The following is a 14,404-nucleotide window of genomic DNA, read 5'->3' on the forward strand; positions in this document are numbered from 1 at the left end:
GCCGCCCTCGGAAAACACGGAATTGCGAAACGCCCGCTGAACGATTCAGCCAATCTGTTGCAACGACCGGTTGAATCCACAGCCGATAGCGACCGGTGAGCGTGGAAGATCGCTTGAGTCATTTCCCGCCCGGCGTATTACTTGTTTCGGGTTATGCGCCCTACGGCACTAGCGATGGTTGCGATAGCGTTCGGTCAAGGACTGCACGAGGGTGACGTAGGATTGCGTCTCGGCGTAGGGAGGCACGCCGTTGTACTCGACCACGGACGCTTCGCCGGCGTTGTAACCTGCCAACGCCAGCACCTGGTTGCCGTTGAAACGCTTGAGCAGCCAGGCCAGGTAGCGCACGCCGCCACGAATGTTCTGTCGTGCGTCGAACGGATCGTCCACGGCGAAGCGCTCGGCGGTGGCGGGCATCAACTGCATCAGCCCCTGGGCGCCGGCTTCGGAAATGGCGTAGGGGCGAAACGCCGATTCGGCATGTATCACTGCGCGGACCAGCGCCCGATCGACACCATAAAGACCCGAAGCGGCTTCGATCTCCCGGCGATAGGATTGGGTGTCCAGGCGCAGTGAGGCGACCTTGAAATCCTTCGGCGCCCTGCACAGGTAGCAGCCCTTGATGAAATAGAGATCAATGACATCGACCCGTGCGGAAATCCCGACGGGGCGCCGGCTCACATATTGACGAACACCCCTGTGGATGAAGGTGAACACCCGAACCCGCACCGCGTCTGTGTTGTCGTCCTGCACAAACCGGGGCAGGGCCTTTGCCTTGGCGCCGACACCGGCGCCCGCCATGCCATTGAAGCGAGTGCAGCGGGCGCTGGCGATGGCTTGGCTGGTGTAGCTGATGGCTCCGTCCCTGGCTTGGCACTTGTACATGGCGCTGGCGCACAGTGGAGCGACCAGCAAGGTCAGCCCGATGCAGCCAAGAAGGCTCTTGCGAGCCCATCGCCATGCTCTGCAACTCATCACATCGCTCCGCGCCGCAGGCGCCGATCAGGCCTGGGGCGGATGGCCCGGGCGCTGCCTTTGGAGGGCCTGTTCCGGGTGACCCGCCTTTTGATCTGATAGTTATACGCCTTGTAATCGGCCTTGGGACTTGCGTTGACGTACGGGCTGCCGGCGACTCATGGCTGCCGGTCAGCATCGGCAGAAATTGGCCGATCGATGCCTGTCGCGAAGGACTGAAACCGGCCAAAAGCAGCACCCCAAAGCATCTATCAAAGCGGGGACAATTCACTGTATCGTCGAATGGCTGCAGGCGAAGCGTTGACGACGTATCTGGCTTCACCTATTCGAGAGATCTTTGACCAAACATGCGCGAGCTTTTAACAACGGGTCGGCTGTTGACCGCACAGTACAGCCCCCCGGCCAACACCAACCCCATCGCCCAACTAATGTCGGCGCCTAGCCAGTTCGCTACAAAGCCTGTGTAGAACGAGAGTTTCATGAAGGGAATCGTGCCGATTATCGAAACGGCATAGACCATGAGGGTTCGCCCGTTGAAGCGGGCGTAGCGGCCTTTAGGGTCGTACAGGTCACCTACTTCATAGTGGCCGCGACACACCCAGTAGTAATCAACCAGGTTGATCGCACTCCAGGGAATCAGCAAATACAACTGACCGATCAGAATGTCCGCAAAAAACGTGTCAAAACGGTACTGGGTGGCTATGGCGATCAGGGTCGCAGCAACGGTCAAAATGGCCATCACCAATGCTTTTGCTGGAGCCGTGACGTATTTGAGCCCTCCAAAGGCTCCGAATATCGTGACCGAAGACATATAGGCGCTGTACAAGCAGAGTACGTTGTACTGGATGACGCCAAGCGCGATCACGCCCAGTACCAAAGGTGCCCACGGGCCAAACAACATGGCAATGGCGGTTGCAGGGTCGCGCTCAAGCGCTGCAGGTATCGCTACTGCCAGTAAAGCGCCTAATGCCATCATGGCAAAAGAGCCCAGTGCGCAACCACAATAGGTTGTCCAGAACGTGGCACGGGTGCTCACGTTCGCGGGGAGGTAACGCGAGTAGTCTGCCACGTAGGGGCCGTAACCCAAGGTCCAGGAGGCAGCCTGCGCTATGACCAGGTTAAAGGCCGCCAACGTAAAGCCCGTACCTGAGACGGTTGTTGATGCCGCGTCACTGGGGTGCAGCAGGATCAAGGCCAGGGCGCTTGCAAACACCAAGGTAGATAACAGGCTCATCCACGCCCCCATACGGTGGATCAGCTCGTAGCCTATAAAACCTATGATGAAAGTCAGAATGCCGACCACCACAATGGCCTGGTCGTCGCTCATTGGCACCAGCGCCTTTAAGGCATCGCGCATCAAGACGCCACTGGCGGCAAGAAATAGCACCGCCGCCGTGACCATTACCAGCAGGGGGATCGCGGCGCCGTAAACACCGAACTGTGCCCGGCTCTGGATCATTTGTGGAACCCCCAAGTGAGGTCCCTGGGCGGAGTGCGCGGCCATGAACACGGTGCCGACCAGATTGCCAATCAGCAGGCCCAGCAATGTCCAGCCGAAGCTCAACCCCGAGGCGATACCCAGCGTACCGACCATCAAAGCGGTCACTTGGAAATTGGAACTGAACCAGATGGTGAACAACCGCCGTGGCGTTCCGTAACGTTCACTGTGAGGGACAAACTCGATACTACGCTTTTCCAGCTTCACGACCGCCTCCTGATTTATTTTTATGATTATCAGATAGCTATCGATAGCTTTTCGGCCCAGCTGCGAACGCCTCATAGCTAGTAGCGCCATACCCTCGCGTAAATTGCAGGCGTTTTCACACAGGCTGGACCCAGAGCTGCCTGTCGCAGTCACCCCTGAATAATCCAGCGATGCCAATAACAGCCTGTAGTAAGCCCAGCAGGAATTAATGAATTGAATTTAATAATGTAGTGATTTTGAGTTAACCAACGCCTGTTGCTCACTTCGTATATTCCAGCCACACGCCGGCTGATCTCCCTTCGAAGGCGCACGAAAATAAAAGGTGGAGTTGACGATGAACACTTACAAAATTGCAGCGGTTCCTGGTGACGGTATCGGCGTGGAGGTGATCGACGCGGGTGTTGAAGTGCTCAAGGCACTGGCCGAATGCCTGGGCACCTTTGCCCTGGACTTCAAGCACTTTGACTGGAACTCTGACAACTTCCTCAAAAACGGCCACTACATTCCCGAAGGTGGCCTGGAAGAGCTCAAGACATTCGATTCCATTTTCTTTGGTGCCGTGGGTGCGCTCAATGTGCCGGACCACGTCTCCCTCTGGGGCCTGCGCCTGCCGATCTGCCAAGGCTTCGACCAGTACGCCAACGTGCGTCCGGCTCGCGTGTTGCCGGGTGTAAAAAGCCCACTGAACAACGGCCACGAGATCGATTGGGTGGTGATCCGCGAAAACTCCGAAGGCGAGTACTCCGGCAACGGTGGCCGGGTGCATCGGGGCTTGCCGGAAGAGGTGGCCACCGAGGTGTCGGTGTTTACCCGTGCCGGTGTCGAGCGAATCCATCGCTTTGCCTTCGAGCTGGCGCGTACCCGGCCACGCAAGCACCTGACCATGGTCACCAAATCCAATGCCCAGCGCCATGGCATGGTGCTGTGGGATGAGATTTTCTACGAAGTGGCGAAGGACTTCCCTGACGTGAAAATCGACAAGGAGCTGGTAGACGCCGTGACCACCCGCATGGTGCTCAAGCCATCCACCCTGGATGTGATCGTGGCCACCAACCTGCACGCCGACATTCTCTCGGACCTGGCTGCTGCGCTGTCGGGCAGCCTGGGCATCGCGCCCACCGCCAACCTCAACCCGGGCAAGAAATTTCCTTCGATGTTCGAGCCCATCCACGGCTCCGCCTTTGACATCACCGGCAAAGGCGTGGCCAACCCGATCGCGACCTTCTGGACCGCCGCCATGATGCTCGAACACCTGGGCGAGGTGCAGGCATCGCGTCAGTTGATGTCGGCCATCGAAGCCGTGACCGAGGCGGGCGTGCATACCCCTGACCTGGGCGGCACGGCCACCACTCGCCAGGTGACCGATGCAGTCATTGCGCTGCTGCGGCGTTAAACATTTTCCTTATCGTGCTATTGCGCCACGGGGGCCGGTCACTTGCACCGGACTCCCGGGCATTTCCTGACAACAATAAAAATTCAGGGTCCGCCATGAAACGCATACTCGGCAAACTCTATGTACAAGTACTCATCGCCGTCGTACTCGGTGCAATCGTCGGGGTGCTGTTTCCCGAAACAGGGACAGCGCTCAAACCCATCGGCGACGGCTTCATCAAACTGATCAAGATGCTCCTCGCCCCGGTGATTTTCCTGACGGTGGTCAGCGGCATCGCCCGCATGGAAAACATGAAGGAACTGGGGCGCGTGGGCGTGCGCGCATTGCTCTACTTCGAAGTGGTGTCCACCTTGGCCCTGGCCATCGGCCTGATCGTGGTGGATGTGTTCAAGCCTGGTGCCGGCATGAACATCGACCCCAAGGCACTGGACACCTCCAGCATTGCCACCTACACCACCCAGGCACCGCACAATTCGTTCATGGATTTCATCCTGAGCATCATTCCGGACACCATCGTCGATGCTTTCGCCAAGGGGAATGTGCTGCAGATCCTGCTGTTCTCTATCCTGCTCGGCGTAGCCCTGGCCAATGCCGGCCCCCGCGCCAGGATCTTCATCGACGTCATCGACAGCCTCATGCGCGGCATGTTCAACATCGTCAACATGGTGATGCGTCTGGCGCCCCTCGGCGCGTTCGGGGCCATTGCTTTCACCATCGGTAAATACGGTTTCGGCTCGATGTTCTCGTTGGGCAAGTTGATGGCCTGTGTGTACCTGACCTGCGTGGTGTTCGTGATCTTCGTGCTGGGGCCGATCTGCCGCTACAGCGGGTTCAGCTTGTGGAAGTTCCTGCGCTACATCAAGGAAGAGCTGTTCACCGTACTGGGCACCAGTTCCTCGGAGTCGGTGCTGCCACAGATGATCACCAAAATGGAACAGGCAGGGTGCTCCAAGCCGGTGGCCGGCATGATGATTCCCGCCGGGCTGAGCTTCAACCCGGACGGCCAGGCCATCTACTACACCATCGCCGCCATTTTCATCGCTCAGGCGACCAACACGCCATTGACCTTGACCGACCAGTTGATTGTCCTGGCGGTGTTGATGTTCACCTCCAAGGGTTCGGCGGGGGTGAGTGGCTCGGGCTTCATCATCCTCGCCGCGACGCTGGCCTCCCTGGGCAACATTCCGGTGTCAGGCATGGTGCTGCTGCTGGGCGTCGATCGATTCATGTCCGAGGCCCGCGCCATCACCAATACCATCGGCAACGGGGTAGGGTGCCTGGCCATTGCGAAGTGGGTGGGGGCGCTGGATACAGCCCGGCTGAAACGGGTACTCGATGGTGAAGAGCAGGTGGTGGAGGAGGTGGCAGCCGCCAAGGCCCCGAGCTTCACCTTGCAGCCTGAAAATGCCCATCCATTGGGTGGTGTGAAAACAGCCTCCCACATCTGATCGAAAGGTCGTCATTGAGCTGTCGATTTCCCCGTGGAGTCGACAGCATTTTTTATCCGCGGTCTTCGATGTTATCGATCTGCTTGAAGCGTTCGATCAGAAAGTCGATCAGGCTGCGTACCCGGGCTGACAGGTGCAGTTGCTGCGGGTAGACCGCATACACGTCTGCGCGGGTGGGGGTATGGTCCTCCATCACCAGGCGCAGCCGCCCGCTGCGTACATAGCGGGCGATGTCCCACTCGGCGCGCAGCAGCACACCGAAACCCTCCAGCGCCCAGTTCAGGGCGACCTCACCGTCGTTGCAGCCCAGGGCCCCGCGAACCTTGATGCTCTCGGTCCGCCCGCCGTTGTTGAAGTTCCATACACCGTAGGGGGATTCGTTCTGGCGAATGAAAATGCAGTTGTGGTTTTGCAGGTCGGAGAGTTTTTCCGGGGTCCCATGCTTATCCAGATAAATTGGCGAAGCGCACAGCAACCGCCGGTTCGAGGCAATCTTGCGGGCATGTAGCGCAGCGTCCGGCAGCGTGCCGAAGCGAATGCCCAAGTCGAAGCCGTGGGTGGCGAGATCCAACGGGTGGTCACTGATTTCCAGCTGGATTTCCACCTCCGGATAACGGGCGTAGAAAGCCGCCAGCGCAGGGCCGATATGCCGACGGCCGAAACCCAGTGATGCGTTCACCCGGATCAGCCCCTTGGGCGTGGCGCGGCTGCTGCTGACCAACTGCTCCATTTCGTCGACCTGGGTAAGAATGCGCGCGGTATGCGCGTAATACAGTTCACCCTCGGGGGTAAGGCTCATGGAGCGGGTCGTGCGGTTGACAAGCTGAACCCCCAGCCGTGCTTCCAGCGAAGCCAGGCGTTTACTGACGGCCGGTGGCGTTACGCCAAGCTCCCTGGCGGTGGCGACCAGGCTGCCCTGTTTAGCCAGCAGGAAGAAAAAACCCAAGTCCTGGGTGTTCGTCATTCATGACTCCAGATTAATTATCGCGTTGTTTTCCGCTAAACCATCGCTTGCGTTTCAATACATATACTCCAGCCGATCCTGCGCGAAAAGCCTTTGTGTCTATGCCGTTTTCGCAGATGTGAGCGATTGGCCGGGCACGAGCCGTGAGGATCGCGGGCCGGGTTTTTACTGAAAGGAGGGTGATGCAACGACGTGCGGTCCAGGCGTGGCAGGAAGGCTCAGGGCATTGGCAGGAAAGGGTGTTGCTGAGGGCATTACATGGGATCGGGAAGCACAATTCGTGGCGAGGGAGCTTGCTCCCGTTGGGGCGCGCAGCGGCTCTGCTCTTTGTTTAAAAAAACAGGGGTCTGCTGCGCAGCCCAACGGGAGCAAGCTCCCTCGCCACAGGTGATCTGTTGGTACTTGAGTGAACAGAATCACCCACCCGCGGATCATTTAATGAAGCGTACCTGGGCGTTGATCTTCTCGATGATCGACCCTTTGCGCTCGTTGAAGCGCACCTTGTTCTGTTCGAAGAGGTTGTTGCCCTTGGTGTCGATGGAAATGATCAGTGGGCCGAACTCGCGTACCCGGTTCACCCAAAGGGTTTCCGGCATGCCCAGGTCCTGCCACTCGGCGCGCTCGATTTCCTCCACCTTGGTGGCGGCCAATACCGCGCAACCACCCGGGAACACCGCATGCACCGCCTTGTTTTCCAGGCAGCCAGCGGTTGTTTCAGGCCCCATGCCGCCTTTGCCGATGATCAGTTTGACGCCGGTTTGTTCGATGAACTGCTTCTCGAATTTTTCCATGCGCATGCTGGTGGTCGGCCCGATGGACACCATCTCGAAGTTGCCATCATCTTTCTTGCGCACGATAGGGCCGGCATGGAAAATCGCGCCACCGCGCAGGTCTACCGGCAGCTCGCGCTTGAGCTCGATCAGGCGACGGTGCGCCACATCACGGCAGGTCACCAGTTGGCCTGTGAGGTACACCACGTCACCGACGTTCAGACCGGCCAGGTCCTCGTCCTTGATAGGGGTATTAAGGACTTTGATCACAGTACTACTCCTTCATGGGAGAGGATGTCGTAGGACAGGTCGGCGTTGATGCGGATCTTGCCGCGCCGATGCGCCCAGCAACCGGTGGACACGGCCACGCCAATGGTGGAAGGGTGACGCGCCGATGACTCGATGTTCACCCCCATCACACTGCTGTTACCGGTCAGGCCCTGCGGGCCGATGCCCACCTCGTTCAACCCTTGCTCCAGCAATTGCTCCATGAGTGCCGCGCTTTCGTTCGGGTGGCTGGAGTCCACCGGGCGCAGAATCGCCCGCTTGGACAAACGGGCAGCCGTCTCCACCGACGTCGAGACGCCCACGCCAACCAACAGTGGCGGGCAGGCATTGACGCCGCGCGACGTAATGACGTCAAAGACAAACTCGGTGATGCCTTCATAACCCTGACCGGGCATCAACACCTTCGCCGAGCCAGGCAACGTGCAACCGCCACCGGCCATGTACACATCGATCAATGCATAGTCGGCATCCGGAATGATCTCCCAGTCCAGCCACGGAATCTTCGAGCCAGTGTTGGTGCCGGTGTTCTTCTCAATAAAGGTCTCCACTGCGTTATGGCGCAGGGGACCCTTGATGGTGGCCTCGCGCGTGGCGTTTTCGAGGATGCTCTCCAGCTCGCCCAACAGCGGGAACCGGGCGCCAGCGCTGATGAAGTACTGAATCACCCCGGTGTCCTGACAGCTGGGCCGATCCAGCTTGTCGGCGTAGTCCTGGTTCTCGGCCATGGAGTCATAGACAGCAATGGCCAATGGATTGGTTTCCGCTGCGCGCAACTGGGCAGTCTTTTTCTTCACGTCGGTGGGCAGGCGCTTGCCGATATAGGCCGTAAACTTGGCCATCACATCAGTCAGCGAATCAACGGCTGAGTCTTTATCCACTTTGATTTCCTCACTGCATCTCAAGGCTTGTTTTTTTGTTTGGAGCTTTTGGTTGTGCAAAAGGACGCCGGCATGCCCAAGGGGCAATTCCATATGAAAGATGTGGTTAAGGCGCTGAATTAAAATTATCAGCTGAGCTAAAAGGATTGAATGGGGTCGTGGTTATTACACTGTTTACTTAAAGTTAATTATCGGGAGTGAAGTCGAGAGACGGATTGCTGGGTTGGCAAGACGCGTGAAAATGGCTTTTTAACGAGGGATGTGAATCGGGTATGCCGGGAGTAGGTGAGAACCTGGCATCTCAACAGCGGGCATCGATTTTGATGGATTGCATTTGATCGGAAGCTGGCGGCGGCTCAGAGGCGGGAGGTATTGCGAGTAGGTCAGGAGGGGATGGCTTCTTCGGTTTAATTCCATGAAGCATTGCGGGTGGCCTGAATGGCTGCCACTGGCTGCTTTCTGCCTGTGGCGGCCGGCTGAAAACGACCGGTCATTCGTGACGGGCAGAAAACGGCCAAAATCTTCCCGTCACAACAGACCGGAAATGGCCCAAAGCTCTCATCGTAAGTCCACAAAAGGAGGGCATGGTTTTCGCTGTTTTCAGCGTCGCGCAGACAGCTGTTGCGGCGCCAGAAATGCATCGTGGAAATAGTTACGAAACGCCTGCATCGCCGGGCTGAATTCGCGCTCGCGATGCCACGCCAGTCCGACACTCATCGGCGTCACCTTGTCGGTGACTGTCAGGGTTTCGATGCGCTTTCCTTCCAGTGACCAGGGGCGGTGCACCAGGTCCGAGAGGATTGCCACGCCGCTGCCATTGGCGACCATGCTGCGCACCGCTTCGACTGAACTGGTACGCACCCGCACGTTTGGCTGCTGATGCGCATGTTCCCAGTAGCGCATGGCGCTTTGTTCGGCTTCGTCGACGGTCAGCAGGATGTAGGGCTCTTTCGCGACGTCGGCGAGGCTGACGGCCGAGCGTTCGCATAGCGGATGATGGCTGGGCAACCAGAGCCGACGCTCGGAATTGAAGAGGATTTCCGAGACGATGTCCGGGTGCGTCAGGTTCGCGGTCAGCACCACTGCCATGTCGAACCGACCCTCCAGCAGGCCTTCCTCGATGGCCGTGCGCTCCTGTTCGTGGACCTCGATGGCCACGTCCGGGTGCCAGTGTTCAAGGCGTTGCAGGTGGTGCGGCAGGAAGTACCCGATCACCGTGTAACTCGCTGCCAATCGCAACAGGCCACTGGCGCGAATGTCCGGCAGCGGGCTGTTCAACGCGTCATCGACGCTGCGCAGAATCACATAGGCACGATTGAGAAAGTGCCGACCGGCATCGGTCAGGCTCATGCCCTGGGCCGAGCGCTGGAACAACAGTGTGCCGAGAATCCCCTCCAGTTCCTTGATCGCGGTGGTCACCGCCGACTGGGAAATATTCAAATGAATCGCGGCTTGCGAGATTTGCCCGATTTCGGCCGTAGCGACGAAATAGCGGACCTGGCGCAGGGTCAGTGACATGAAAACTCCGGACGACGAGGTATCTGTTTTTCAGAAGATGGCCCATCTGATAATAGATCTTCCCAAGGGGGTGGCTGGAATTTAACGTGGTCTGCATGAAGTCACAAGCGTCAGGAGCAAGCGTCATGCAGGCAGTAGATTTCAACTCGGACATGGGCGAAGGCTTCGGTCCATGGACCATCGGCGACGGCGTCGACAATGAACTGATGGCCTTCATCAGCTCGGCCAACATCGCCACCGGTTTTCATGCCGGCGATCCCGGCACCATGCGTCGCACGGTCGAACGGGCGAAAAGCCTGGGCGTGGCCATCGGCGCGCATCCAGGGTTTCGCGACCTGGTCGGTTTTGGCCGCCGACATATCAATGCCCCGGCGCAGGAACTGGTCGACGACATGCTTTACCAGTTGGGTGCCTTGCGTGAACTCGCCCGGGTTCAAGGCGTGGCGCTGCAACACATCAAACCCCATGGCGCGTTGTACATGCACCTGGCCCGGGACGAGGAAGCCGCCCGTTTGCTGGTGGAGAACCTGCAGCGCCTGGAGCCTGAGTTGCTGCTGTATTGCATGCCCGACTCGGTGATCTGGCGCGTCGCCAAAGAGCTGGGGCAACCGGTGATTCGCGAGTTCTATGCCGACCGCGAATACGACTTGAGCGGCTCCATCGTCTTCACCCGCAACGTGCGCGCCTACGACCCGGCTCAGGTGGCCGCGCGTGTGCTGCGGGCCTGCCAGGAAGGTGTGGTGCGCACTGTCGAAGGTGAAGACCTGGCGATTGAATTCGACTCCATTTGTTTGCACAGCGACACCCCTGGTGCCCTGTCGTTGGTTGAGGCCACACGCAGAGCGCTGGATAACGCCGGGATCAAGGTTCGCGCTCCGCGCTGAAGCTGGACGAATGACCCGGCACACAGACGCCAGGGATTGAATACCGACTCATTTTTGCCTGCCTTTCTACAACTATTCCAAAAGGAACAGACATGGCCGAACACACTGTCATCACCCCATTGCCAGGAACCTTCTATCGCAAAGCCACACCTGAATCGGCGAACTACGTCGAGGTCGGCGCGCAAGTCAGCGCCGACACGGTGATTGGCTTGATCGAGGTCATGAAGCAGTTTTCCGAACTGACCGCCGGGACGGCCGGTCGCCTCAACGCCTTCCTGGTAGAAGACGGTGATCCGGTGGAGCCGGGTCAGGTCATCGCAACACTCGACGACGAGTGAGGGCACGATCATGACTCAAGGCATTCGTAAATTACTGATCGCCAACCGCGGCGAGATTGCCGTGCGGATTATCCGTGCCGCCAAGGAGCTGGGGATTCCCACCGTTGCTGCGTGCAGCGAAGCGGACGTCGATTCTCAGGCGGCGCGCATGGCCGACGAGGTGCACATTCTCGGCCCGGCACGCGCCGATAAAAGTTACCTGAACGTCGAGGCATTGCTCGGCGCCCTGAAAGCTACGGGCGCCAACGCGGTCCATCCGGGATATGGTTTTCTCTCGGAGAGCGCCGATTTCGCCGAAGCGGTGCTCGCGGCCGGTGCCATTTTCGTTGGACCAAGCCCCGATACCATCCGCCGCATGGGCGACAAGGCCGAGGCGCGGCGTACTGCGCAGGAGGCCGGCGTACCGGTGGTGCCGGGTTCGCCCGGTGAACTGTTCGACGTCGCGTCGGCGCTCGAGGCTGCCGAATCGGTCGGCTATCCACTGTTGATCAAGGCTTCGGCCGGTGGCGGCGGGCGCGGTATTCGGCTGGCGGAAAACGCCGAGCAACTGAGCGAAGAATTTCCCCGTTCCCAGCGCGAGGCACAGGCAGCATTCGGCAACGGCGCGGTGTATCTGGAGCGGTTTATCAGCCGCGCCCGGCACATCGAAGTACAGGTGTTGGGCGATGGACAGCACGCCGTGCATTTGTTCGAGCGCGAATGTTCGCTGCAACGACGTCGGCAGAAAATCTTTGAAGAAGCACCGTCGCCGGCCCTCGATCCGCAGCAGCGCGAGACGCTTTGCGCCAGCGCCGTACGCCTGGCCGAGTCGCTGGGCTACAAGGGCGCCGGCACCCTGGAATACCTGTACGACGATGCCACCGGCGAGTTTTTCTTTATCGAGATGAATACGCGGATTCAGGTTGAGCACCCGGTCAGCGAGCTGATCACCGGTATTGACCTGGTTCAGGCCATGTTGCGCATTGCCGGTGGTGAGCCGCTGGGCTTCAAGCAAAGCGACATCCAGCTCCAAGGTGCCGCGTTGCAAATGCGCCTGAATGCCGAGGACCCGGCACGGGATTTCTTCCCCAGCCCCGGTCTGGTCGAATCGTTGATCTGGCCGCAAGGCAAGGGCGTTCGCGTTGACACCCATCTCTATCAAGGTTACCGCGTGCCGCCGTACTATGACTCGCTGCTGGCCAAGCTGATTGTCCATGGCTGTGATCGTGCCGAGGCCCTGGCTCGCGCACGGGTGGCAGTAGAGCAAACCACGCTCACCGGCATGGCCAACACCTTGGCGCTGCACGGAGAATTGCTGGAACAACAGTGGCTGCACAGCGCCGACTTTCACACCGGCACCCTGGAAACCTGGCTCGCCGAGCGCCGCAGCGGAGGTGAAGCATGAGTACTCCCATCCGCTACAGCTTTGGCGCCGATGAGCATTTGTTTGCCGAAGTCAGCGACAGCATGTCCCTGGACGCGTTCTTCAAAGGATTGGCCGTCACCCGCGCCGTGGAACGGCTGGCGCTGGATGGCGTGCTCGATATCTGCCTGGCCAACGCCTCATTCCAGATTCGTTTCGACCCGGATCGCATCGCCCCTCACACCTTGCTCGAAGCGGTAAAAATCGCCGAGGCCGGAGCCGTTGCCGAGCGCACTTTGCAGACGCGGATTATCGAGATTCCGGTGCTCTACAACGATCCCTGGACCCACGAAACCCTGATGCGTTTTCGCGACCGCCATCAAGACCCGAGCGCCACGGACCTGGAATACGCCGCACGAATCAACGGTCTGGCCGACGTCGATGCATTCATCGCGGCCCACAGTGGCGCGCCGTGGTTTGTCTCGATGGTCGGCTTCGTTGCCGGGCTGCCGTTCATGTTCCAGATGGTCGAGCGCGAGCGTCAGTTGCAGGTGCCCAAGTACCTGCGCCCGCGCACCGACACACCGAAATTGACCCTTGGTCACGGCGGTTGCTTTGGTTGCATTTACTCGGTGCGCGGCGCCGGCGGTTATCAGATGTTTGGCGTCACGCCCGCGCCGATCTACGACCCGCAACAGAACCTCGCGTACCTGAAAGAACACATGGTGTTTTTCCGTCCAGGCGACATCGTGCAGTTCAAACCGATGGACCGTGAAGCCTACGACCACGCGGTGGCCGAAGTGGAAGCCGGTTGCTTTGATCTGCGGATTCGGCCGGTGGAGTTTTCGCTGGACGCGTTCCTCGCCGATCCCGTTGGCTATCCCAAGTCGTTGCAGGAGGTGTTGGTATGATCAAGGTCCTCAAACCCGGCCTCGCCACTTCGGTACAAGACCTGGGCCGCGAAGGGTATTACCACTTGGGCATTCCGCCATCCGGCGCGCTGGATCAATACGCCTTGAGCGCGGCCAATCAATTGGTCGGCAACCCGGCAGGTTTGGCGGCGCTGGAATGCACGCTGCTCGGGCCTGAGTTGGAGTTTCAGCAGGATGCATTGGTGGCGGTCAGCGGCGCGCACATGACGCCACGGGTCGATGGCGTGGAAATGCACCACGACACCGCGTTCATGGTGAAAGCCGGGCAAGTACTGCGCTTTGACTTTCCCAAGGCCGGTGCTCGTGCCTACGTGGCGGTGGCTGGCGGCATTGATGTGCCGGTGGTGCTCGGCAGTCGCTCCACCTATGCGCTTGGCGCGCTCGGCGGTTTTCAGGGGCGACGCCTGATTGCAGGCGACGAATTGCCGGTGGGCATCGCCAGTGGCAGGAGCCGCGCCGGGGCCAGTTTGCCCATGGCGTTACGGCAATCATTGGGTGGCGAAATCACCCTGCGGGTGGTGCCCGGCTTGTACTACCACCGCTTGACCGAATCGGCGGCGAAGAGCTTTTTCGCCGAGCCGTGGACGGTCGGTTCGGAAGCCGACCGCATCGGCTATCGCTTCAAGGGCGGTAGTGCGCTGAGTTTTCAGCCCCGGGAGCAGCCGTTCGGTGCCGGTTCCGATCCGTCGAACATCGTCGACAGTTGCTACCCGATCGGTTCGATCCAGGTGCCCGCGGGGCTCGAACCCATCGTGCTGCACCGTGATGCGGTGTCCGGTGGCGGCTACGCGATGATTGGCACGGTGATCAGCGCCGACCTCGATTTGATCGGCCAGATGCAACCCAACCAGAAGGCCCGCTTTGTCGCGGTAACCCTCGAAGAGGCGCTGGAAGCGCGACGTTCCTATAAGAAAAAACTCAGCTGCCTGAGCAAGCTGTTCCCTTCCTGATTCTGCCCGCCGTCTAGCG

Annotated in this window: 13 protein-coding genes; 7 read left to right on the forward strand and 6 right to left on the reverse strand. The window is 59.5% G+C overall.

The annotated features are described in order from the left end of the window. Nucleotides 1-168: 168 nt before the first annotated feature. Both ACEN83_RS12110 and ACEN83_RS12115 read right to left on the reverse strand, forming a co-directional pair. Complete coding sequence (locus ACEN83_RS12110) at nt 169-975, reverse strand: lytic transglycosylase domain-containing protein (protein ID WP_495580420.1); 807 nt, start codon at nt 973-975, stop codon at nt 169-171. Nucleotides 976-1,297: 322 nt separating this feature from the next. After that, nucleotides 1,298-2,680 carry a purine-cytosine permease family protein gene (locus ACEN83_RS12115; RefSeq protein WP_116582229.1) on the reverse strand — a complete coding sequence of 461 codons (1,383 nt, stop codon included), beginning with the start codon at nt 2,678-2,680 and terminating at the stop codon, nt 1,298-1,300. A 334-nt stretch (nt 2,681-3,014) separates the two neighbouring features. Between ACEN83_RS12115 and ACEN83_RS12120 the strand changes: the two genes are divergently transcribed. Together ACEN83_RS12120 and ACEN83_RS12125 are read left to right on the forward strand one after the other, a co-directional pair. Next, nucleotides 3,015-4,073, forward strand: coding sequence for a tartrate dehydrogenase (locus ACEN83_RS12120; RefSeq protein WP_116582194.1), 1,059 nt, complete (start codon nt 3,015-3,017; stop codon nt 4,071-4,073). A gap of 95 nt (nt 4,074-4,168) precedes the next feature. After that, nucleotides 4,169-5,521, forward strand: coding sequence for a dicarboxylate/amino acid:cation symporter (locus ACEN83_RS12125; protein WP_007972982.1), 1,353 nt, complete (start codon nt 4,169-4,171; stop codon nt 5,519-5,521). A gap of 52 nt (nt 5,522-5,573) precedes the next feature. On the opposite strand, the gene ACEN83_RS12130 is transcribed toward ACEN83_RS12125, so the two are convergent. The 4 genes from ACEN83_RS12130 to ACEN83_RS12145 form a co-directional block, all read right to left on the reverse strand. Continuing rightward, nucleotides 5,574-6,485 carry a LysR family transcriptional regulator gene (locus ACEN83_RS12130; protein ID WP_495580421.1) on the reverse strand — a complete coding sequence of 304 codons (912 nt, stop codon included), beginning with the start codon at nt 6,483-6,485 and terminating at the stop codon, nt 5,574-5,576. A gap of 431 nt (nt 6,486-6,916) precedes the next feature. Continuing rightward, nucleotides 6,917-7,525: a L(+)-tartrate dehydratase subunit beta gene (gene ttdB, locus ACEN83_RS12135; protein ID WP_007972978.1), complete on the reverse strand. Its 609-nt coding sequence runs from the start codon at nt 7,523-7,525 to the stop codon at nt 6,917-6,919. After that, on the reverse strand, nt 7,522-8,421 hold the full coding sequence (gene ttdA / locus ACEN83_RS12140; protein WP_218483899.1) for a L(+)-tartrate dehydratase subunit alpha: 900 nt from the start codon (nt 8,419-8,421) through the stop codon (nt 7,522-7,524). Before ttdA ends, ttdB begins: the two co-directional genes overlap by 4 nt. Before the next feature lie 600 nt (nt 8,422-9,021). After that, nucleotides 9,022-9,939, reverse strand: coding sequence for a LysR family transcriptional regulator (locus tag ACEN83_RS12145; RefSeq protein WP_007972975.1), 918 nt, complete (start codon nt 9,937-9,939; stop codon nt 9,022-9,024). A 125-nt stretch (nt 9,940-10,064) separates the two neighbouring features. Between ACEN83_RS12145 and ACEN83_RS12150 the strand changes: the two genes are divergently transcribed. From ACEN83_RS12150 to ACEN83_RS12170, 5 genes are all read left to right on the forward strand, one after another. Then, complete coding sequence (locus tag ACEN83_RS12150) at nt 10,065-10,823, forward strand: 5-oxoprolinase subunit PxpA (RefSeq protein WP_007972974.1); 759 nt, start codon at nt 10,065-10,067, stop codon at nt 10,821-10,823. A 92-nt stretch (nt 10,824-10,915) separates the two neighbouring features. Beyond that, entirely contained in the window at nt 10,916-11,161 is a 246-nt protein-coding gene (locus tag ACEN83_RS12155; protein WP_007972973.1) for an acetyl-CoA carboxylase, read from the forward strand. Nucleotides 11,162-11,171: 10 nt separating this feature from the next. Beyond that, complete coding sequence (locus ACEN83_RS12160) at nt 11,172-12,545, forward strand: acetyl-CoA carboxylase biotin carboxylase subunit (RefSeq protein ID WP_495580422.1); 1,374 nt, start codon at nt 11,172-11,174, stop codon at nt 12,543-12,545. Then, on the forward strand, nt 12,542-13,414 hold the full coding sequence (locus ACEN83_RS12165; RefSeq protein ID WP_495580423.1) for a 5-oxoprolinase subunit B family protein: 873 nt from the start codon (nt 12,542-12,544) through the stop codon (nt 13,412-13,414). The genes ACEN83_RS12160 and ACEN83_RS12165 overlap by 4 nt, the downstream gene beginning before the upstream one ends. Next, on the forward strand, nt 13,411-14,385 hold the full coding sequence (locus ACEN83_RS12170) for a 5-oxoprolinase subunit C family protein (RefSeq protein WP_218483888.1): 975 nt from the start codon (nt 13,411-13,413) through the stop codon (nt 14,383-14,385). Before ACEN83_RS12165 ends, ACEN83_RS12170 begins: the two co-directional genes overlap by 4 nt. The last annotated feature ends 19 nt before the right edge of the window (nt 14,386-14,404 follow it).

Source organism: Pseudomonas sp. Pseusp49 (genome assembly GCF_059491875.1).